Raw genomic sequence first — 21143 nt, 5'->3', positions numbered from 1 at the left:
CAAAAGATTATTTGTTCTACACTTTAAGTATGATTATTAACCATCAAGGTGGTGGTATATGCACAGTAGAACTCCGCTGTTTGCTTCTAACGTAAAACGTGGTCCATCAAATAGAGCTTTATGGACTCGAGCTCAATCGTATCCAACAACATTCAGCTCACAGTGGACAATTGAGATTTGTTGTTTTCCAACGAGTACTTTTGGTGGCAAAAAGTTGCATGAGTTTAATCTCTTCAACCTTTTTTCTATGCCTCGAACCTATAATTTAGCATTTAGAGGGATGTCAAAATTAGAGGCTGATTGTGAACATAATCAAAAAATGCATGGGCTGGTAGGAAGAAATCCTGGATCATTTAGGCTCAAAGAAAAAGAAAATGAGATGCTTGAGCATCAACGTGGCAATATCAAGGGAGTTTCTACTTCACTGACCTTATCCTCAGCGAAAAGTTTTGCTAATTATTTGGCTAAAGATCATGAAATAATGGTAATGAATTTAGAAAACATTCCCGAACAAGAACGATACCATCAAATATATATTCAAGGTGCAATGGGAATGAGTTCTACGGGTAATGAAACCGATTATAGTCATGAAAATGAGTGCACTTTAAGTGCGGCCCATATATCTTCTTGTCTCGCGAGAGTGGATCGCAAAAATTTGCTTGCCTGGAAGATTGAATATAATCCACTATACGTGGATCAAAAATTATTATCCTCAGAACTGAAAAGAGAATATGAACAAGTTTTACATAAATTTTATGATCTGATTCAAACTAAAACACCTGATCCAGATGAAGTTAAAAAGTATGGGAAACAAGAGTTGGATTTCTATCTAAGTATGGCTAAGGAGCTTGATTATACTGAGGAGCACACATCGGCACTAATTTCTTACCTCTCAGGAGGAAAGAGTTTAGATTTCTTTGAGGAAATGCAAACAGAAAAAAGACCCGATGTATTAAAGTAAATACAGGCTTTCGAATCGAAAAAAAGACTTTTGTGACCTACGATTTGGCATCTATTTTATATCAAGGGTATTCCTTTAGTCATTCCCGCACAGGCGGGAATGACACAGTAAATTAATACTATCTCAGTGATTTTGACTCAACCCTTTATGACTTGATTAAAGTTGATTAAGTTAATGCTTAATTGATCTGAGTTATTTCTTGGGTTACGACTTCAAATCTTTTTAGGTGATCTTATAGCAACTTTGTTGCATTTTATTGAAATCAGCATTTATTTTATTTGCTATTGATTTAGGTAAAACACAATTCGAATTAGATTTTGCGCTCATGCTATATCTTCTTTTACATTCATTAACTTCATAAGCATAAAGTGCATTGTTATGGGGATAATAGGCATTGTAGTCTGCCCAGTTTTTAGCCTCATTTAAACAATTTTTGTATCTTTTCATACTATCATTATTTTGAGTAATACAAGCCTCCGTCAATGATTTTTTATGCAAGTTAGAGACAATTTTTTGACACGTTGAAAGGATTAACTTTCGTTCTTTTTCTTTAAGTGCCTGAGCTTCTTGAGCCTGCCGGGTTTTCTCGTCTATTGCCTTTCTCTCATTATTTATTTGAATATTGTTCCATATAAGATAAACAACAACTATCTGTACTGCGAGTACAAAAGCTGCGGCATAGATCATATGAATGAGATAATTAGGTTTCGCTTTAGTTGTTTCTGTGGTCATTTGTAGCCTCTAAATATAAGTCCATTATTCTTTTGTGTGGGTTGGTGTTAATAATTTATCGCTTGTGAGTATATATTACACAAGAACAGCCATCAAATACTCAATAAATATCTATTACCTTTTTAACCAGTTTCGTTATTGTTGGATTGAAATTGATTTTTAGTAAAATTCATGTTCTCTTTTAAGAAACAACCTCTGTTTAGCAGGGGAGTGGATAGGTTATTACTTTAAAAAAATAGGGTTGCAATGGAAAATTTTGTAAAAACACCGAACAGTACAACGATGGATTCATGGAAATCATCGGAAGAAGACGTCCATACACAAGCCAATAAATGTATTTTGGAAGCACAAGAGCTTGTATTTCAAAAACTGCCCAAAATCATCGAACAAATTATAGACCAGAAGGTGTGGGAAGAAAAAAACTATAAAAATTTTGGAGAGTATGCACTGAAACACTCATCTAGCGGTTTAAGTATTACTAATAATCAAAGATTATGGCTTTTAAAGTGTGCAATGGACATTCATGGCAAGCATGCCCTTGAATGGGGTGATGTTCTAAATGAAGTGGATGGCTCAGTCAGGACTTATGCTAAAAAAAATAAAATTCCAATTAAAGAGTTGGATAAAAATCTATTTGCACTAGATAGTAAAACTACAAATCCTGAAGTTGAGCAAACAATCACCTATTTACCCTCAAGATCTAAATCAGATGATGGCCAGCTTCTTAAATTAAGGAACTACGATAAAGAGACATACAATAAGGTAGTACACGGTAAAGTAGCGTTAAAAGATGTATTGCTTTCACCAACCCCAAGGAAACAGCTACCACCTATTGAATCAGTTAAAAATAAATTTAAAAGTTTGTCTGAAGCTGATCGAGAGGCCTTTTTAGCTTGGGTTGAAGAGCAAAAAAGGGAGATGGAGAATACACCTGAGGGGAATCCATTCTGATCCATCCATTTTTATGCATTGCTACTATACTAGGAGAACTGATTGACCACTCCCGCGATTTATAATGTTATCCTGCGGTCTAATGTCATCCCCGCGTAGGTGGGGATCTTTCCCTCAAATAATTACGCATCTGTTTGGAGATGGATTTCTCCCTGTACCGGAATGACATTGTGCTTCAAATAACGTGACGATACTTCAGGTGGGCATCGACTAAGCTTATTGCGACATCAAATGATGTATAAGTCATCATTTTAAATAGTCGAGTCTAGAAATTCTTCAAGGGCTGCTTGCGTCCTGTTTCCCATGATGTTCTTTTTCATGTTATTTTTAAAAGTGATAGGAACGCCCTTGATTGCTATACCACAAACCTTTGCAAATTTATCATTTACCATTTGATAGAAAATCCAATCTTTGTACTTTTCCTTATCAGAAACTTGTTCATACACGGGCAAAAAAGCCTTGCAGTGTGAGCACCATGAGGCATGGACCAATAATACTGTTTTAGGCATCCCTAAAGCAGGGCAATCTCTGTTGGTAAATTTTTTTAGAGTGGCAAAAGACAGGCTAGGAATCAGCGTAATCAGCGCTATAATGAAACATTTTGTTACATTTGGCATTACTTCATACCTTGGATTGATTTTGAGGAAAGATCATAAGTTATATGATATTTCAAATCAATTCCCAGGAAATCGCTTTTCTCCCTATGTTTTCGTATGAACTATAAAGAACCTCTTTGATGATACTATTTTCATAATGGTTGTGATTTAAATTGATTGTTAGTGGAGCAATACTGAGAAAAAATGCCTTATTTGGACTTCAATACTCAAGAATTAGTAGCTAAATGGCAAGATCGGATTCTCTATCTCCATAAAGCTATATTGTAAGTTTTAGATGCTAAGCGACTTGATTGGACTATCAAGTTATTCGGATTGGCTTATTGATGATAGATGAATTTCACGCAAAATGTTAAAAACGGGTCTATTAATTGAATAAACCAGCTGCCCTCATTTGAAGTTGAAACTTCGGAACCTTTGTAGGCGGGAATAATTTCTAAAGGCCTGTCTTCCTTTCCGCAAATCGTTCCTATTAGCACAGGAAAATCGTTAGGAATCGCATTTGCTCTTCGATAATAACCTTGTAGAAATATTTCTTCACCCTCTTGTCGCCTATATTCCATATGCCGATAGCGCTTATTCCCTGGATTTGAATTTAAGTTAAATGGACTAATGGAATCTCCAAATCGAATATAGGGAGGCCATTGGGCATTATTATGAAAAGTTCCCACGGATTGGGGATGTACAATGCATTTTCCTGTTTTATCATCCAGTAAAAAATCTACTATATTACTTTCTATATGTACAATTCGATCTGAATCATGTTTGTCTATCACTAAATATAAATAACCGCAACAAGGTTGTTTCGATAATGGGGATAAAATATAGGCAAATGTTTTAATTACACCCCGTAAAGTAACATAGTCTTCTTTTGCTTCACATATTTTGATAGTGTTCTCTACAAGACTAAAATAAAATAGTTTATTAATCAGATAAATAACTATAAAAACGATTATCCCAACGGATAGAAAAATTGCTGTTAACATACAAAATGCTTATATTTGAGCAAATGTGTTAAATATTATCACAGAATTATATGAAATCAATGCCATTATATGAAAGTTGAACAACCTAATACCCATTTAACAAAAACCTAAAGTTTCGTCCTTGAATCTTCGTGTGACATTTCTGAAACAGATTTTTATGGCTTTATTTCTTACTTTAATCCTATATCTTATTTCTATCCAGATACTAATAAAAATACGAATAAAGTAAGTTACAGTTTTTTCAAAAATGAAGCGGCTAAATTAATTGAGACTATGCAAGAGACTTTAGAGAAAATGGAGCAGAAGGTTCTAATGTAAATAGCTCCACTCTAGCTGAGTGAAAATTTATGCAACTGTTTTGCAAATAATTTCAAAGTGTAAGTTCAATATTTAGGTACTTTAATATAGGTTGGAATAGGTCAAAGTTAACTACCGCAGAGCGAGGTTAATTTGCTGACCTAGTATAGAATTTTTGTAGGTTTTCGGTAATTTTCAGAATTACCGAAATAACATAGTAAATGGTGATAAACCTCGATAGGTATTTTTTTGGAAGCAAGTTTACTGTATAAAAAGTTTTAATTTCCATTTTTTTTGGAGCTTAATTAAATAATATCTTTTGGCAGTATCATTTGAGGTTTGTAGGACGTTCATTCCTTTTGCTATATCATAAGCCCGTTGAGTAGTAGGGCATTCCTTAATTGTTATAAACCCATTTCTTTAAATCAGGAAAATCGTTTAAATTCTCTTGCTGTTTTCATTCCACGGATAACAAGCTATCAGCAATTGAATATTCAATTTGCACCCTATATGCACCTTGTGATGACAATTCGGTTTTTGAAAACCTCAAGAACCCTTGCTGTTATTGGTCGGAGTGACAAGAATCGAACTTGCGACCCCTGCCTCCCGAAGGCAGTGCTCTACCAGGCTGAGCTACACTCCGTGCTCAATTAATAGCTTCTTTGCAAAGCAAAATGTGCCAAATTGATAAGCGCTTCTTTGTAATTTGAATCGGGTAATATCACTAATGAAGATAATGCTTTGTCGATTTCTTGAGCGGCTATGTTTTTGGTATATTCAATTGCTTTGGTTTCTTCCAAAGCTTTAAGAATTTCGGGTAAGAAATCTAGGCTTCCTTGTTTTAGACTGCTCATGATTTGCTGTTTTTGCATTTCAGTGCCATGTTGTAAAGCATGAATTAAAGGTAATGTGGCTTTCCCATCCGCTAAGTCGTCTCCTATGTTTTTACCTATAGTTTTGGCATCAGAACAATAATCCAGAGCATCATCTATAAGCTGGAAGGCATTTCCTAGATGGAGGCCATAAGCATAGAGGCTGTCTTGAAGGTCTTTAGAGGCGTTGCTAATCATCGGCCCTATACAGGCCGCAGCTGCAAATAAAAGAGCCGTCTTCGCACGAATTACATCGAAATATTCATCAAAGGTTAAGGCAGGATTATGGCGGTTAGATAGTTGTTTTACTTCCCCACAGCTGATCTCGAGTGCGGTTTTAGCAAAGAGTTTGAGTACTTCTGAATTTCCGGAATCAACAATAAGTTCGATTGATTGGGTAAAGAGATAATCACCAACTAAAATACTTGCTTTGCTACCCCAGATGTCGTTTGCAGTTTGACGTCCTCTTCTTAATGTAGATTCGTCAATGACGTCATCATGAAGTAACGTGGCTGTGTGGAAAAATTCAACCATCGCAGCCAGAGTAATATGCTCTTTACCTTGGTAACCACATGCATTACTTGCTAAAAGAACCAACAATGGCCGTAATCTTTTGCCGCCACTTTGTATTATATGGTGGGACATATCATCAATTAAGCCAATTTGCGATTCAATTTTATTAATAATTAAAGTATTAACTGCATTAAAATCGTCACTAATTAGCGCGCGTATACTATCAATCGCCATTGTTTGTCCTCTACGATTCAATCAACAAATGCTAAGGTTTGAGCATACGAATTGTCAAGCAAAACTGGGTTTAACTTGAACTTATACATTAAATCGGAAATGCATCACGTCTCCATCACACACGATATAATCCTTGCCTTCTAGACGTAACTTTCCGGCTTCTTTAGCTCCTTGTTCCCCTTTACAGGCGATGAATGCATCGTATGCTATGACCTCTGCGCGAATGAATCCTTTTTCAAAATCGGAGTGAATAACACCTGCAGCTTGAGGTGCTGTAGCTCCTTTAGGAATGGTCCAGGCTCTTACTTCTTTTACACCCGCGGTGAAATAAGTTTGTAATCCTAACAATTCATAACCTGCACGAATTACTCGATGTAGTCCAGGTTCGCTTAATCCTAAATCTTCCATAAACTCTTGGCGATCCGCTTCATCCAATTCGACTAATTCCGCTTCTGTTGCTGCACATAGAGCAACAATACTGGCTTTTTCCTGCAGCGCTAAGTTACGAACCTTATCCAGTAGTGGATTGTTTTCATAACCATTGTCATCCACATTGGCAATATAGAGCACAGGTTTGGCGGTGAGTAGAAATAGACGGCGTACTAGAGGTTCCTCTTCAGCACTTAATTCAAGAGTACGAACAGGAAACCCTTCATCAAGATGTGCCTTGATTTTTTCCAAGGTTTTCATTTCAAAAATTGCTTCTTTATTACCGCTACGACTATTTTTTCCTGCTTTTAAAATGGCTTTTTCAAGAGTTTCCATATCTGCTAAAGCCAGTTCTGTATTAATTACTTCGATATCACTTAATGGATTAACATGACCCTCTACATGGACTACATCCGTATTTTCAAAACAACGCACTACATGAGCAATGGCATCGGTTTCGCGAATATTGGCTAGAAACTGATTCCCTAAGCCTTCACCTTTGGATGCTCCTTTTACGATACCCGCGATATCAACAAATTGCATGGTTGCTGGAAGCACTTGTTGCGGTTTTACTATCTCACTCAAAGCATCAAGCCGGGGATCGGGAACAGTAACTATCCCAACATTGGGTTCAATAGTGCAGAAAGGGTAGTTTGCTGCTTCAATACCTGCTTTGGTAAGTGCATTGAACAGAGTTGATTTACCAACATTGGGCAAGCCCACTATGCCGCATTTAAATCCCATGAGTAATACCTCTAAATGTTAAAACTAACGTTAATTTCGGATAAAAAGAAAAAAAGCTGGTTTTCTTTTTATGTCCTTAAACGAACTTTACCCCATAAAATTTGCTGCATTTTAAATGGGATCGATCCTAAATAATTTAGTTCGATAAAAAAGAATACCTTCTTTTTTATTTCGAACGCATTTTAAACTAAATTAAACTGTTACTCTGCGACCTATTCAAAATCTACATGGATTTTTAAATTGCGGAGAAACAATATCTAAACGTTCAATTGATTCATGGCTCTAGCTAAATCACCACATAAGACTAAAGGCATTACCGCTATACCTCTATCAATTGCATCATAAATTAATTGTCTGTCTTGTGCCGAGGGTTTACTGAGCACAAATTGATGAACTAAATCTCTATGACCAGGATGGCCAATTCCAATTCGTAAGCGATGAAATTCTGGGCTGCCTAGTTGAGCTATTATATCTCTTAAACCATTATGACCGCCATGACCGCCACCCGTTTTAAGTTTAATTCGTCCTGGAGGTAAATCCAATTCATCATGAATCACCAGTATTTCTTCGGGTTGAATTTTATAAAATTGACTAAGAATCCGGGTAGGTTGACCGCTATGATTCATAAAAGAAAGGGGCAAGATCAATTTACCTGAATGCTGATTTAATTCTAAATCAGCCAATTCGGCTTGCATTTTTTTTTCCAATTTGAAAAAAACACCATGTCGCTGAGCTAAGGCAGAGACCAACCATCCACCGGCATTATGACGTGTATGTTCATAGGCTGATCCGGGATTGCGCAAACCAATGATAAGTTTTATAGCCATGATATAGCTCTTTGATAGAGGTCGTAATTCTGGAGCTTATGTAGCCTGGGTAAAGCGGAATGATACCTGGGGTTCTGCTGTCCGCATCACCCAGGCTACGGGTTACATTTTCAAACTTGAAGATTACTCTTCATTTTTCTCAGCGTTAACAGTAGGTACAGCAGAGGCTGAAACTTCGGCCGCTTCGTTTGCTTCTTCTTCTGTTACGTTTCCTCTTGGCATATGAATGCTAACAACAGGTGCGTCATGACTTCCATCAGTAACATCAACAGTTAGTTGTACGCCTTTTGGTAATTTTAAATGAGACAAATGAATAATATCGTCCATTTTAACTTCTGACATATCTACTGAAATAAACTCAGGAAGATCTTTTGCTTGGCAACGAATTTCCACTTGAGTCATTGTGTGGTTAATGATACCGCCAGCTTTAATACCTGGAGCTTTCTCTTCATTGATGAAGTGAATAGGTACTAATTTAACGAGTATGTCAGTTTTAGAAACGCGTTGTAAATCCATATGCATTACAACAGGTTTGTAAGGATGACGTTGCAACGCTTTTAAAATAACATGTTCAACTTTGCCATCCACTGTAATATCAAAAACACTTGAATAAATACTTTCAGTTTCCAGTGCTTTAACTACTTTGTTATGTTGAAAATGAATAGACATTGGCTTTTTATCGCCACCGTAAATTACAGCGGGTACTTTATTTTCAAGACGACGTAGGCGGCGGCTCGCACCTTTCCCCATATCCGTTCTTGCTTGTGCTTCTAAAAGGATATTTGACATTATATACTCCAAAAATTTTATATAAGTTCTTGATAACTATTCAGCACATTTCACTCAACCTGTTTTTTGCAAGAGTAGAGGTGTCGAATCGTTTCAGTTCCTTTAAAATTTAATCCGCGACCAGATTAAACACCGAATAATGAATTAAAATATTCGGAAAGGGTGGCGAAGTATACAATATTTTAAAATGAACTTGAAGTCATAGTCATAATTTCATAGAATATGCGACTTTATTGAATTTGTGATAGCCAATCAGGCGAATTGGAGAAATATTATGTATGCGGTAATCAAAACTGGCGGTAAGCAATACACCGTGAAGGAAGGTGATGTATTAAAAATTGAATTACTGCCTGAAGATGTTGGCAATGAAATACAATTTGAAGAAGTATTAATGTTGGCTGATGGTGATAAAATCGTTTGTGGTACCCCATTAGTTGCCAAGGCAATAGTGAAAGCTGAAGTGCTCGATCATGGTCGTCACAAAAAAGTTAAAATTATTAAGTTCCGTCGTCGTAAGCACCACATGAAACAAATGGGGCACAGACAATATTATTCGCAAGTTAAAATTACTGCGATAAGCAAGTAAGAGAGGATAGCAATGGCTCATAAGAAAGCAGGTGGTAGTACTCGTAACGGCCGCGACTCGAATCCCAAGTATCTTGGTGTAAAGCGTTATGGCGGTCAATTTGTTAATGCGGGTGAAATAATCGTAAGACAACGTGGTACACGTTTTCATCCAGGGCCTGGCGTAGGTTGTGGTCGTGATCATACCTTGTTTGCCTTAGTTGAAGGTTTAGTACAATTTGTTGTCAAGGGTGATAAAAACCGTAAGTATGTGACTATAGTTGCAGAAGCAAAAGAAGAAGCTGCTAACTAATTCATACTGGAAACCGATTGCCGCTCAAAGCGGCTTGGTGTTTTTGACATATTCTGAATACGATGTACTTTATTCAGGCTATATGTTATACCCAAACACAATGTCGTTATTTAACCCCGGCAACGGGGTTTTTTTTTATTTTGAGGTTGGTCATGAAATTCGTTGATGAAGCAGTGATAAAAGTAGAAGCAGGCCATGGTGGAAATGGTTGTCTAAGCTTCCGACGCGAAAAATTCATACCACGTGGGGGTCCTGATGGGGGTGATGGGGGTGATGGAGGCAGCGTTTACTTTGAAGCCAGTACGGATTTAAATACCTTGGTTGATTTTCGTTATATGCGTCATTATAAAGCCCGCAATGGTCAGCACGGTATGGGTGGAAATTGTACTGGGAAAAAAGGCGATGATTTAACGATAAAGGTTCCTGTTGGCACTATGGTTTATGATGTAGATACTGGAGAATTACTTGCTGATATCAGAGAACCAGGCGTACCCGTATTGATCGCTCAAGGTGGATTTCATGGTCTAGGAAATACCCGCTATAAAAGTAGTGTGAATCGCTCTCCAAGACAAACTACTCAAGGAAGTCCAGGTGAATCACGGCATTTACGTATGGAATTGCGTGTTTTGGCTGATGTAGGCTTATTAGGGTTGCCTAACGCTGGCAAATCTACTTTAATCCGGGCAGTGTCAAGTTCCAAAGCAAAAGTAGCGGATTATCCTTTTACAACCTTGCATCCAGGTTTGGGTGTTGTAAGTGTTTCTGCGCACAAAAGCTTTGTGATGGCAGATATTCCTGGCCTCATTGAAGGAGCCTCTACAGGAGCTGGACTCGGGCATAGATTTTTAAAACATCTTTCACGTACCTGTGTGTTACTCCATGTAATTGATGTCGCTCCCTTAGATGGCAGTGATCCGGTTGCATCCGCTAAAGCTATTATTCATGAGTTAGCAGAATACAATCCTGAGCTTTTACAAAAACCTCGATGGCTGGTGTTGAACAAAATGGATATGTTACCTGATGTGGCGAGTCGAGAAGAAAGAATACAGACAATCGTAAAGGGTCTGGACTGGAAGGATAAGGTGTTTGCCATCTCTGCAATTAGTGGTGAGGGAACACAACAATTATGCTATTCATTGATGCAGTTGATTGATGAGATGAAAGAGTCTGCAGCATAGCCATTCTGCAGCATGTTCTACTACGGAAACATTACGATAGGGTATGTTATGGGTTTCACGACCTTTTTGATAGTGGTTACTATAATCAATGATTAATTGTGTTGTCCCATTTGTCGGTTGTTGCTGCCAATATTCTGTTAAACCACGTATATGGAAATACAGCATATTTTGATGTAAACCACTAAAATGTAGTAAGTGATGGATGTTAGGTTTGGTCAGTAATAATTGCAGTAATCCACCTGTTGCTTCGTCGATTATTGTTATTGGTTCATTAATACTCGCAATTAATTCACGTAAGTGATCAGAAGCTTTTTTTTCTACAGAACTGATAATATGTGGCTCGAGGATGGGATTGACAATGGCTTTGATTTTATCCATCAAATTTGGGGCACAACGAACCTTAAATTCAATATAAGGTGATTCCAAGCGATAGCCTGTATGACAATCAACTCCTTGGAGCGCTTCTTCTAATATTTGGGCTATTTCACTTTCTGCTAAACCAAAAATTCGCCACTTGAGTATTTGCTTTTGGCTATGGGTGGTTTGCTGCAGGAGAGGTAGGGCATAATTATTAAACATGGGCAAACATTCGCGGGGAGGGCCAGGTAATAAAAAAAAGATTTTATTATCCCACTGATAATAGCATCCTAAGGCGCTACCCACTGGATTAGGTAAAAGTTGAGCTCGCTCAGGAAAAAGACATTGTTGTAAATTTCCTGCATTGAGGATTAAATTTGCATCCCGTAGTCGTTTTTTAATGTGTTCAAGAGCTTCTGAATGTTGTACCAATGCCTCGCCTGTAAATTGGGATAAGGCAAAACGAGTGAGATCGTCGGTCGTTGGGCCGAGTCCCCCAATGGTAATGATAATGTCATGCTTTTTGGTCAAGAACTTTAGGCAGTTGACTATATCACCTTTCTTGTCGCTGCAAGAGAGATGTAAGCCTAAAGATAAACCTTCTGAGCTTAGGGCATGGGCGATATCGCGCCCATTGGTATTTAAAGTATCACCATGAACAATTTCATCACCGGTTGCTAAAATGGCTACTGTCATAGTTGATTTTCCTAGGATCATATTCGTATGATTTTATAGCATAATTTGAAAAATCTGTAATAGTTATTGACATTTATTCTGAAATTGCCTAATAACTAGAAAAGGTGTTTTTTTTTAAGATAAATACTATTCTTGCGATTGATGTGTATGATTATTTGTATGTAAAGGAGAAATTATGGAATTTTCAAGCCGTTATGTAGCGCATGTTCCAGACGCTCAAGGGTTTGTTAATTATTCTGCAGAAGAACATAAGATCTGGAATATTTTATTTGAAAGACAAATAAAATTAATACCCGGAAGGGCTTGTGATGAATTCATAGCTGGATTAAAAACTTTAGCTTTAACATCTGAAAAAATTCCACAAATTCCTGATCTAAATCAAAGACTTAAAGCTGAAACAGGTTGGCAAGTGTCTGCAGTTGCGGCGTTAATTTCTGCTCGAGAATTTTTTGAACTGTTGGCAACCAAACATTTTCCGGTAGCTACTTTTATTCGAAGTGAGGAAGAGTTGGATTATGTTAAAGAGCCGGATATTTTTCATGAAGTGTTTGGCCATTGTCCTATGTTGACTGATACGGTGTATGCAGAGTTTGTTTATGACTATGCTCAAAAAGTACTAACGTTTCCTGAATCAGATTGGCCCTTACTCCAACGGTTGTTTTGGTTTACCGTGGAGTTTGGTTTAGTGAGAAGCGCAAATGGACTCCGAGCCTATGGTGGCGGAATATTGTCTTCCATTAGTGAAACAGTATATAGCGTAGAAAGCGATATTCCATTAAGAGTGATTTTTGAGCCAGTTGCAGCATTCCGAATGCCATACCGCATCGATATGTTGCAACCAGTATATTTTGTAATCAAAGATTATCAGGTTTTGTACGATTTTGTTTTATCAGACATAGGTAAACTCTTAGCTCGAACTCGAGAACTAGGGGAGTTTCCACCTTTTTTCAAAGTGGATCCAGATAACCCTAATATCCATATTAGGGCATGTTAATCTATGTATTGTAATGAACAGCTAGTCTTGTTAACATCGACCAACCTAGTTTGTTCATTGGCTTTAAGGTCAAGGAGCATTATTTGATTAAAGTACTAATTGTTGATGACCATGCACTGGTTCGAATGGGTATTCGACGATTACTCGAAGATATGTCGGATGTAGAGGTAGTTGCTGATGCAGAAAGCGGTGAAGAAGCTTTAGCACTGGTAAAAAAACATTCTCCTGACGTGGTCCTTTTAGATATGAAAATGCCTGGAATCGATGGCTGGGAAGTAACACGTCGCCTAAAAAAATCAAATCCACATGTTAAGGTTATAGCTGTAACCGCGATGTGTTCTGATTTGTTACCGACTCGCGTTTTGCAATTAGGAGCTATGGGGTATCTGACTAAAGAATCAGGTGCTGAAGAAATGGCTGCAGCGATACGTAAAGTGGCCAAAGGCGAAAAGTACCTCAGCGCTGAAATTGCTCAAAGAGTCGCGATTAATAGCTTGGAAGAAGTACAAGGTTCACCCTTTGATGTATTGTCTGAACGTGAAATGCAAGTGATGTTGATGATTACTAGTGGCATGAATGTGCAAGAAATTAGTGATAGGCTTTTTCTTAGCACCAAGACAATTAATGGCTACCGCTATCGAACATTTGAAAAATTAGGCATTAAAAATGATGTAGAGTTGACTTATTTAGCTCTAAAACATGGAATTATAGAAAATCCAATCGACTTGACGTCAGAAGATTAAAAGGGTTCTAGTACCTGGGCGCAGTGTCTGACTTCTCTCCAAAACTCTCTGAGTTGGTAACAGGTGCAGCATTGTCCCCAGAAAACACTTTTTAAGCCAAAATGATTGCTATTATTATTAAATGAATATTTCTACAGAATTAGCTTTGTTTCTCACTAAAATACCTAATGAACCCGGAGTCTATCGTATGCTTGATGGAACGGGTAATCTTCTTTATGTAGGTAAAGCTTCCAATCTGAAAAAACGAGTTACAAGCTATTTTAATAAACAAAATACAGGTATTAAAACCCGATCTTTAGTGAATCAAATTGCGTCCATAGAAATTTCTGTTACCCGTAGCGAAACAGAGGCTTTATTATTAGAAAGTAATCTGATTAAAACATTAAAACCCAAATACAATGTTTTATTACGTGATGATAAGTCTTATCCCTATATTCATCTGTCCAATCATCCTTATTTTCCGCGGATAGAGAGCTATCGCTCTAAAAAAAAACCTCTTTCCGGTGATTTTTTTGGACCTTATCCAAGTAGCGCCGGGGTAAAAGAAACCATAGTAACGATTCAAAAAGTCTTTAAACTCAGAAATTGTCGAGACAGTTATTTTAATGCACGCTCGAGACCTTGCTTGCAGTACCAAATTAAACGATGTACCGCACCTTGTGTCAATTATATTACTCCTGAGGATTACAAGCGCTCAGTGCAGGATGCTATGCGATTTTTACAGGGTAAATCTCAATTAATTCTTGATGAGCTTGCCAAGCGAATGGATAAAGCTGTAAACGAATTGAATTTTGAAGAAGCAGCGCTTCTGCGCGACCAAATTAAAAGTTTGCGATTGGTGCAGGAACAACAGGGGGTTTTACAATTACGTGGGGATGCAGATGCTATTGCCATTGAGGTTAGTCCTGGATTTGCATGCGTCCAATGCGTGACTATTCGTGAAGGCCAAGTAATAGCCAGTCATTGTTATTTTCCATCGGTTCCTCAGAAAGGTTTAGAAGATGAACTGGATATGAACGATTTGTGGCAACAAACTTTTGAGGCATTTATAGGATTCTATTATTTGGATGCTCCAGAGAAAATTCCTGCTTTAATCATTACCCATCAAAATTTAGATGATCATCAGTCCTTAGAGGAGGCCTTATCTCAACAGCGTGGGAAATCGTGTAAAATTCAAGTGAATCCTCGCGGTGTTAAGTCTCGCTGGATGGATTTTGCACGCAATAATTTACGTGTTTCAGTTGCAGAATATGTTACAAAACATTCAACAATGAAATCTCGTTTCCAAGAATTAGAGCGGCTTTTGCGACTGAATAAGCCAATAACACGAATGGAATGCTTTGATATTAGTCACACTCAAGGTGAGGCAACCGTTGCATCCTGTGTGGTGTTTGATCATGAAGGTCCTACTCCCAATGAGTATCGCCGTTTTAACATCGAAGGCATTACTCCAGGGGATGATTATGCTGCAATGGAGCAGGCAATTACTCGTCGCTTTAAGCGTTTAGTGGAAGCTCAATCTTTACCTGATGTTTTAATTATTGACGGAGGCAAAGGGCAAGTAGCGGTGGCCCAGAAAGTGCTTATGTCATTAAACGTTGCAACGGTAACCTTGTTAGGAGTAGCGAAAGGACCTGCACGCAAAGCGGGATGGGAAAAATTAATTTTAGTACACGAAGCACACGAATTGACGCTACCAGATGACTCCAAAGCCCTGCATTTGTTACAACATATTCGTAATGAAGCGCATCGTTTCGCCATTACTGCTCATCGGAAAAAAAGACAAAAAAAGAGATTAGAATCTACTCTTGAGGATATAGAAGGAGTGGGTGCAAAACGAAGACAAGCATTACTGCATCGTTTTGGAGGGATACGCGAGCTTGCTAAGGCTCCTCTGGAAGAAATTGCCAAAGTATCAGGAATTAGTGAACATTTAGCAAAACGTATTTTTCAATTTTTTCATGGCGAAAACATATTGCCATAAAGTGGTTAGATTCTGGGTACAATGTTGCAAGACCGGGCTTTATTGCTGTTCGAGTCCTCAAGTTTCCCTTTCCAAATCCTAAGTTATCGATGAATAAAGCGGAATATTATTCATAACCCTAGCAAAAACTCTAATATTCGTACTAAACTTATTTTAGATATGCTCGAATAATAATTAGAATAAATTGATATTTAAGCACAAATCTTGCATGTAAAAATAAAAAGTAAGGTGAGAGGGGGGCATATGTATAAATTACTTTCAGCTGCAGTGATGATGCTCGTGGTTGCCATAGCGGATGCGGGTAGCTTTTATGGCACGGGATTATGTGGATACCCACAATACGATTGTATTAAGGTGGAATCGGGTCAAAGCTGGGAAACCTTATTCCCAGATCCAAATCAACGCGATATTGTTCAAAGGGTCAATCGTACTTATAACCCTTTATGGGCTGGCAAGATTATCGCTGTTCCAAAAAATTTAGCTTATCTCACTGTTTTTGATGTAGCACCATTCCCATTAAAAATTCAGAATGAACACCAAAAGCAAATTATTGTTGATCAGGATAAATTAGCCTTTGGTGCTTATGACGCTGAAGGTAATCTGGTGAAATGGGGCCCAATTTCATCAGGAAGAGACCGATGCCCTGATGCCAATCGTTCTTGCCGCACTTTAACTGGGATTTATCGGGTTTTCAGTAAAGAAAATGAAAAATGCGTCTCCGATGTTTTCCCTATAGGGAAAGGTGGCGCAAAGATGCCTTTCTGTATGTTTTTCCATAAAGGTTTCGCATTACATGGCTCCGATGATATTCCAGGAGTAAGAGCGAGTCATGGATGTGTGCGAATGTTCACCCAAGATGCTAAATGGTTAAATCAAAGCTTTGTAGAATTATCAAGTGAACGAAATAATTTTATGGGTACAACAATTATTGTACGCCCAATAAATGACAGTGAGTGAGAAATATAATGAATACAATAAATAAAATCACTTCAATTTCATTGATGCTTTTTTTAGGACTCATGTCTGCACAACTTGAAGCAGCTGCCAAACCCAAAAAAAATGATCCTCAAGAGGCGCAAGCCAAAGCGGAAAAAGAGGAGGCGCGATTTCCCATAGGATGTAGACCAGTAGGATATAAAGAAAGTTTAAAAGTATTATCTCTTTATCCGGGGAAAGAAGGGGCTTTACAATCTTTGTATTTTTTCTTTAACAAATCACCACAAACGGTCAGTTTATACCAAATGCGTGATGAAAATAGCCAGTACACAACACGATATAATCATTCAATAGGTGGTCGGCAATGGGCGGCATTAGCTACAGGAGAACCCTTAGTCAAATTTATTTGTACTGCAGGAGATGGTAAAACTTCCTATGGCAAAATTATTGATTGCGCGGATACAATCAAAGTTTGTGAATACGTTAATGTTAAATTTGGTTTGAATAATAAAGGTAATTTTTGGATAGTCGATGGCACAACGAGAAATGGGGCCGTTAATGAAGTCGTGCATTATGGCATAATACCTGGGGTATAAATCTGAAAATATAATGATAAAAATCAGGTTAAATTGCCATGCAAAGAGGGAGAATTTTCATGAAATCGCTAGTACCTTGGGTATGTTTATTCGTTGCATCAGCTAGCCAAAATACTTTTGCTGATGATTTCAGTGCTTATCGATTAGGGAATTATAATAATGCGATAGAGCCTTTAATGAGTCAATCAGGGAAAAATGCAGTAGCTGATTACTACTTAGGACGGATTTATCTCTATGGATATGGGCAGTTAAAAAATAGTTTGTTAGCAATACGTTATTTTACCCAATCCGCACAAAAGGGATATCTCCCCGCAATCCAACTGATGGCGAAATATACCTTATTGCATGAAAAGGATCCCCAGCAAGCTTTTACTTGGTTTAAAAAAGCAGCCGATGCAGGGGATGTAGATGCCCAAATGTTTACGGCAGCCGCTTACATGTATGGAGTTGGAGTTAAGAAAAATGTCGATACAGCAACTCGATATTATATTAATGCGGCAAAAAGTGGTAATTCCCTGGCACAATTTACCTTAGCAAAGAATTTTATTGATAGTCGTAATTCCTCAAATCGTAAATTAGGTCTTATTTGGTTAAATAAGGCAGCTGCTAATGGCAATCCTCAAGCCATAACTCGATTGGGCGAGCTTTATCTTGAAGGACAGCTAGTCGATAAAGATGAGAAGAAAGGCGAAGAACTATTAAATCAAGCTGCAGCTCAAGGTTTTGCACCTGCAATGGTCGCTTTAGGGAAATTAGCTTTAGATCAAAATCAAAAAGAACAAGCGTTACAGTGGTTTAATAAAGCCGGTAATCAATCAAGTGATGAAGCATACTTGGACTTGGCCCATCTTTATTTACAGCAAAAAAGTCCAATTTATGATCCGAAAACTGCATTTATGTGGACTTTGAAAGCAGCTCAAGATGGGTTGCCACAAGCGAAACGTGAATTAGGCGAAATGTATCAAAAAGGAATAGGCGTTGAGGCGGATCAAAATTTGGCAAAACAATGGTTGGCTCAGGCGAATCAAGATGAAAGTTCAAAAAATCAGGAGGCCGCTTTAGCGCAAGCCGCCTTGTGGTTAAGCAACGGTACAACCGATAAATTGGAACAAACTGATTTTCAAATGAAAGGAATACTCAGTGCTTGGAACAATCCTGCAGTTTTAGGCGATTTTGCTTATAATCAAGCACCTCAACTGAAAAAAATATTGCGTCAGTCTATTTTTCAGCCCCAATTTGAATTAGTTCAACCTAATGATGTTCCAATCACCAGTTATTACGATGCACTCTTGAGTAAAATCCCAACCTTCCAGGCAAATCAATGGACCTATCCTATTTATCCTTTAGACCCACAACTTTCTGCATTAGAACGGGCGAATTCACCCATATTTGCCCAGTTGAATTTACCCGTGCCTTATATAGATGCTAATTATTATGATTATGATGATCACTCACAGGCAAACCTCATGGATTTGTGGACTCAGGGTTGGCAAGCTCAACTTAACTATATGTGTATGTTTAATCATTTATATTTCAGAGCTATATTAGGTGATGCTCAATCGCAGTTTCAAATAGGACAAATGTTCCAATATGGCATAGGTGTAGCACAAAGTGATTCTTCCGCCATTATTTTTTATCAAAACGCGGCACAACAGCAACATTTAGGCGCTGAATACAACTTGGGACTTTTATATTTGCAACACGCAAAGGATAAAAATGATTATCAGCTCGCATTAAATGATTTAACGGATGCAGCATTTAAAGGAAATAAAAAGTCTCAGTATGTTTTGGCAAGAATCCTATCTCAGGGGATAACGGGTTCTGATGGTACCGTATACATCCAACCTAATCCAGAACAAGCAACCTCTATGTTATATCTAGCTGCGGCCAATAATTATGGCCCTGCAGAATATGAACTCGCTGATAGTTTGGCGCGTCAAAAGGATAACGGTTTAAGTGTCAACGTTAGGGCGCACAAAATAGCAATGATTCGACAATTATATCAAGGAGCAGCAGATAGAGGTATTTCTCAAGCATTGTTGCCCCTTGCATTTTATAATGCTATGGATAAGGATAAAGCAAGACAAGCCGAAGCTTTTCTGATTGCGAAGGATCAGGCAGCCTCTGGTGATGAAAACGCCGCATTATTGCTAGGATTACTTTATGATCGAGGCGTCGGGGTAAAAGCGGATCCTGGACAAGCGATCGCCTGGTATCAGCAAGCGGGGCAAAACTCAGTGAGCGATTTTATCTTAGGGACATACACTGCAGAAGGGAAGGGTATTGCGCAAGACAAGACCAAGGGAATGGAACTATTACAAAAATCCGTTGATGACAAATTTTCTTATGCAGATTTTAATATGGCTGTTTTGCAAAAAGAAAATGGACAAGATTTCTTACCTAATCTAATACGATCTTATAAGTTAGGAAATAGTCATGCTGGAATCGTTTTGGCAGATTTCTATTTGGCTGAAAATTCTGATCCAGAGAAAATGGAAGAAGCAAAACAAATTTATACCGGTTTAGCTGAAAAAGGAGACCAGTATGCCCAATTGAAATTGGCTTTTATGCTCGAAAAAGGTTTGGGCTCTGAACCTAATCTAGCAGAGGCACAACGCTGGTATACTGCATCTGCAGAACAAGGAAATTCTCTTGCTCAGTATCAGTTAGGGCAGTTTTATCAGCTGGGTGAAAATGGTGAGCCAGATTATAATTTGGCGAAGCAGTGGTATGAGAAAGCTGCTTCAGTCTTACCTGAAGCTTCCGTTGCGTTAGGTTTTATTGATGAAACAGTCAATGATAATTATTCCCAGGCTATAAAGTCTTATCAGCAAGCGGCTGCAAAAGGAGATGCTTTAGGGATATATGATTTGGCGTTAATGTACTTATACGGTAAAGGAACGCCAGTCAACTATCAAAAAGCTAGGGATTTGTTTGTTGAAGCCTCAACTCATCAAGTTCATGAAGCAATGAATCAATTAGGGGCAATTTATTTCAATGGCCTCGGGCAGTCTCGTGATACACAACAAGCTTTAGCCTGGTATAAAAAAGCAGCGGCTTTAGGAAATGACAATGCTCTTTACCAGTTGGGCTTGTTATCAGAAACAGGAGTTATTACCAAGCTTGATTTTAATGATGCGATTAACTATTACCAACAATCTGCAGATAAAGGGAATGAGAAGGCAATGTTGGCTTTAGCAAGGATGTATCATTACGGGGTGGGTGTTGAGAAAAACCCCAAAATGGCTGCAAGTTTTTATGAAAAACTGGCTGCACGTCAAAACGCTTATGCGCAATATCAATTGGGTACTTATTATTTGGAAGGTACTGCTGGTGAGCGTTCTCTGGCTAAGGGCAAGGAATTATTACAACAAGCCAGTGATAATGGCAGCGTACAGGCACGTAAAGTTTTACAAAGAATGGAAGCCCAAAATCAGGCTCGTGTAAGCTTTATTGAACCTGTGGTAATGAATAAAGCTCCTTTAATTATGGAGCAAAATGCAGATTTTATGTATCTGCAAGCATTAAATGAATGGAATCAGGGGGATGAGATTTTATCCCGAATGATTTTACAACGTTTAGTGACTCAATATCCTAATTTTGTACCGGCAAAACGAGCTTTTGAGCGGTTGAACCAGGCAAAATTAGTCAGTATTTATGGTTAATCTATTCTTAAATTCCCGGGCCGTTACCATGACCCGGGAAGTTTTATTTATCGTCTATGAACACACTGTCTCGTTATTCTCAATAGAAAAGCCCCTTTAATTTACTCTACTTTCCTTGGGATAAAATCTTGCAAATTTTATAAATTTTACTCAAAATAGCTTTTGATT

19 protein-coding genes and 1 tRNA gene are annotated in these 21143 nt (G+C 38.0%); 11 read left to right on the top strand and 9 right to left on the bottom strand.

Features of this window, described 5'->3' with window-relative positions; all coding sequences use genetic code 11:
• Positions 1 to 58 precede the first annotated feature (58 nt).
• The gene (locus ACWTE2_RS15180) at positions 59 to 961 is read left to right on the top strand and encodes a hypothetical protein (protein ID WP_454786015.1); all 903 of its coding nucleotides are present in this window, start codon (positions 59 to 61) and stop codon (positions 959 to 961) included.
• A 222-nt stretch (positions 962 to 1183) separates the two neighbouring features.
• Here ACWTE2_RS15180 and ACWTE2_RS15175 read toward each other — a convergent pair whose 3' ends face one another.
• Positions 1184 to 1693 carry a hypothetical protein gene (locus ACWTE2_RS15175; RefSeq protein ID WP_454786014.1) on the bottom strand — a complete coding sequence of 170 codons (510 nt, stop codon included), beginning with the start codon at positions 1691 to 1693 and terminating at the stop codon, positions 1184 to 1186.
• 246 nt (positions 1694 to 1939) lie between these two features.
• Between ACWTE2_RS15175 and ACWTE2_RS15170 the strand changes: the two genes are divergently transcribed.
• A complete protein-coding gene (locus ACWTE2_RS15170) occupies positions 1940 to 2644 on the top strand; it encodes a hypothetical protein (RefSeq protein ID WP_454786013.1) in 705 nt (234 codons plus the stop codon).
• Positions 2645 to 2895: 251 nt separating this feature from the next.
• Here ACWTE2_RS15170 and ACWTE2_RS15165 read toward each other — a convergent pair whose 3' ends face one another.
• The 7 genes from ACWTE2_RS15165 to ACWTE2_RS15135 form a co-directional block, all read right to left on the bottom strand.
• A complete protein-coding gene (locus tag ACWTE2_RS15165; RefSeq protein WP_454786012.1) occupies positions 2896 to 3261 on the bottom strand; it encodes a thioredoxin domain-containing protein in 366 nt (121 codons plus the stop codon).
• Positions 3262 to 3578: 317 nt separating this feature from the next.
• On the bottom strand, positions 3579 to 4244 hold the full coding sequence (locus ACWTE2_RS15160) for a hypothetical protein (RefSeq protein WP_454786011.1): 666 nt from the start codon (positions 4242 to 4244) through the stop codon (positions 3579 to 3581).
• Positions 4245 to 5107: 863 nt separating this feature from the next.
• Positions 5108 to 5184 (bottom strand) — tRNA-Pro (locus ACWTE2_RS15155).
• A gap of 7 nt (positions 5185 to 5191) precedes the next feature.
• Positions 5192 to 6160, bottom strand: a complete 969-nt coding sequence (locus tag ACWTE2_RS15150) for a polyprenyl synthetase family protein (protein ID WP_454786010.1) — start codon at positions 6158 to 6160, stop codon at positions 5192 to 5194.
• A gap of 81 nt (positions 6161 to 6241) precedes the next feature.
• A complete protein-coding gene (gene ychF / locus ACWTE2_RS15145) occupies positions 6242 to 7333 on the bottom strand; it encodes a redox-regulated ATPase YchF (protein WP_182391432.1) in 1092 nt (363 codons plus the stop codon).
• Positions 7334 to 7590: 257 nt separating this feature from the next.
• Complete coding sequence (gene pth / locus ACWTE2_RS15140; protein WP_454786009.1) at positions 7591 to 8160, bottom strand: aminoacyl-tRNA hydrolase; 570 nt, start codon at positions 8158 to 8160, stop codon at positions 7591 to 7593.
• 123 nt (positions 8161 to 8283) lie between these two features.
• Positions 8284 to 8949, bottom strand: a complete 666-nt coding sequence (locus ACWTE2_RS15135; protein WP_454786008.1) for a 50S ribosomal protein L25/general stress protein Ctc — start codon at positions 8947 to 8949, stop codon at positions 8284 to 8286.
• 274 nt (positions 8950 to 9223) lie between these two features.
• On the opposite strand from ACWTE2_RS15135, the gene rplU reads away from it, so the two are divergent.
• The 3 genes from rplU to cgtA all read left to right on the top strand — a co-directional run bounded on the left by rplU (position 9224) and on the right by cgtA (position 11004).
• Positions 9224 to 9535 (top strand): 50S ribosomal protein L21, encoded by a 312-nt coding sequence (gene rplU, locus ACWTE2_RS15130; RefSeq protein ID WP_182391429.1) that lies wholly within the window; start codon positions 9224 to 9226, stop codon positions 9533 to 9535.
• Between the two features lie 12 nt (positions 9536 to 9547).
• Entirely contained in the window at positions 9548 to 9826 is a 279-nt protein-coding gene (gene rpmA / locus ACWTE2_RS15125; RefSeq protein ID WP_182391428.1) for a 50S ribosomal protein L27, read from the top strand.
• Positions 9827 to 9978: 152 nt separating this feature from the next.
• The gene (gene cgtA / locus ACWTE2_RS15120; RefSeq protein WP_182391427.1) at positions 9979 to 11004 is read left to right on the top strand and encodes an Obg family GTPase CgtA; all 1026 of its coding nucleotides are present in this window, start codon (positions 9979 to 9981) and stop codon (positions 11002 to 11004) included.
• Here cgtA and ACWTE2_RS15115 read toward each other — a convergent pair.
• Positions 10960 to 12057 (bottom strand): competence/damage-inducible protein A, encoded by a 1098-nt coding sequence (locus ACWTE2_RS15115; protein ID WP_454786007.1) that lies wholly within the window; start codon positions 12055 to 12057, stop codon positions 10960 to 10962. The genes cgtA and ACWTE2_RS15115 overlap by 45 nt on opposite strands.
• A gap of 175 nt (positions 12058 to 12232) precedes the next feature.
• Between ACWTE2_RS15115 and phhA the strand changes: the two genes are divergently transcribed.
• The 6 genes from phhA (at position 12233) to ACWTE2_RS15085 (ending at position 20975) form a co-directional block, all read left to right on the top strand.
• Complete coding sequence (gene phhA / locus ACWTE2_RS15110; RefSeq protein ID WP_182391425.1) at positions 12233 to 13051, top strand: phenylalanine 4-monooxygenase; 819 nt, start codon at positions 12233 to 12235, stop codon at positions 13049 to 13051.
• Positions 13052 to 13134: 83 nt separating this feature from the next.
• Entirely contained in the window at positions 13135 to 13794 is a 660-nt protein-coding gene (letA, locus tag ACWTE2_RS15105) for a two-component system response regulator LetA (protein ID WP_182391424.1), read from the top strand.
• A 121-nt stretch (positions 13795 to 13915) separates the two neighbouring features.
• The gene (uvrC, locus tag ACWTE2_RS15100) at positions 13916 to 15778 is read left to right on the top strand and encodes an excinuclease ABC subunit UvrC (RefSeq protein WP_454786006.1); all 1863 of its coding nucleotides are present in this window, start codon (positions 13916 to 13918) and stop codon (positions 15776 to 15778) included.
• A gap of 243 nt (positions 15779 to 16021) precedes the next feature.
• Complete coding sequence (locus ACWTE2_RS15095) at positions 16022 to 16735, top strand: L,D-transpeptidase (RefSeq protein ID WP_454786005.1); 714 nt, start codon at positions 16022 to 16024, stop codon at positions 16733 to 16735.
• Between the two features lie 8 nt (positions 16736 to 16743).
• Entirely contained in the window at positions 16744 to 17310 is a 567-nt protein-coding gene (locus ACWTE2_RS15090; RefSeq protein WP_454786004.1) for an endopeptidase IV, read from the top strand.
• Between the two features lie 59 nt (positions 17311 to 17369).
• Positions 17370 to 20975, top strand: a complete 3606-nt coding sequence (locus ACWTE2_RS15085) for an SEL1-like repeat protein (protein ID WP_454786003.1) — start codon at positions 17370 to 17372, stop codon at positions 20973 to 20975.
• Positions 20976 to 21143 lie beyond the last annotated feature (168 nt).

Source organism: Legionella nigrisilvae (genome assembly GCF_977063395.2).
This window is presented reverse-complemented; position numbering and strand designations above follow the sequence as displayed.

Coding starts and splice junctions, on each gene's coding strand:
- pth (WP_454786009.1), bottom strand. CDS start 8,160: ATGGCTATAAAACTTATCATTGGTTTGCGCAATCCCGGATCAGCCTAT.
- ACWTE2_RS15095 (WP_454786005.1), top strand. CDS start 16,022: ATGTATAAATTACTTTCAGCTGCAGTGATGATGCTCGTGGTTGCCATA.
- rplU (WP_182391429.1), top strand. CDS start 9,224: ATGTATGCGGTAATCAAAACTGGCGGTAAGCAATACACCGTGAAGGAA.
- ACWTE2_RS15165 (WP_454786012.1), bottom strand. CDS start 3,261: ATGCCAAATGTAACAAAATGTTTCATTATAGCGCTGATTACGCTGATT.
- ACWTE2_RS15135 (WP_454786008.1), bottom strand. CDS start 8,949: ATGTCAAATATCCTTTTAGAAGCACAAGCAAGAACGGATATGGGGAAA.
- ACWTE2_RS15175 (WP_454786014.1), bottom strand. CDS start 1,693: ATGACCACAGAAACAACTAAAGCGAAACCTAATTATCTCATTCATATG.
- ACWTE2_RS15170 (WP_454786013.1), top strand. CDS start 1,940: ATGGAAAATTTTGTAAAAACACCGAACAGTACAACGATGGATTCATGG.
- ACWTE2_RS15150 (WP_454786010.1), bottom strand. CDS start 6,160: ATGGCGATTGATAGTATACGCGCGCTAATTAGTGACGATTTTAATGCA.
- phhA (WP_182391425.1), top strand. CDS start 12,233: ATGGAATTTTCAAGCCGTTATGTAGCGCATGTTCCAGACGCTCAAGGG.
- ACWTE2_RS15085 (WP_454786003.1), top strand. CDS start 17,370: ATGAAATCGCTAGTACCTTGGGTATGTTTATTCGTTGCATCAGCTAGC.
- ACWTE2_RS15115 (WP_454786007.1), bottom strand. CDS start 12,057: ATGACAGTAGCCATTTTAGCAACCGGTGATGAAATTGTTCATGGTGAT.
- uvrC (WP_454786006.1), top strand. CDS start 13,916: ATGAATATTTCTACAGAATTAGCTTTGTTTCTCACTAAAATACCTAAT.
- cgtA (WP_182391427.1), top strand. CDS start 9,979: ATGAAATTCGTTGATGAAGCAGTGATAAAAGTAGAAGCAGGCCATGGT.
- rpmA (WP_182391428.1), top strand. CDS start 9,548: ATGGCTCATAAGAAAGCAGGTGGTAGTACTCGTAACGGCCGCGACTCG.
- ACWTE2_RS15160 (WP_454786011.1), bottom strand. CDS start 4,244: ATGTTAACAGCAATTTTTCTATCCGTTGGGATAATCGTTTTTATAGTT.
- ACWTE2_RS15090 (WP_454786004.1), top strand. CDS start 16,744: ATGAATACAATAAATAAAATCACTTCAATTTCATTGATGCTTTTTTTA.
- ychF (WP_182391432.1), bottom strand. CDS start 7,333: ATGGGATTTAAATGCGGCATAGTGGGCTTGCCCAATGTTGGTAAATCA.
- ACWTE2_RS15180 (WP_454786015.1), top strand. CDS start 59: ATGCACAGTAGAACTCCGCTGTTTGCTTCTAACGTAAAACGTGGTCCA.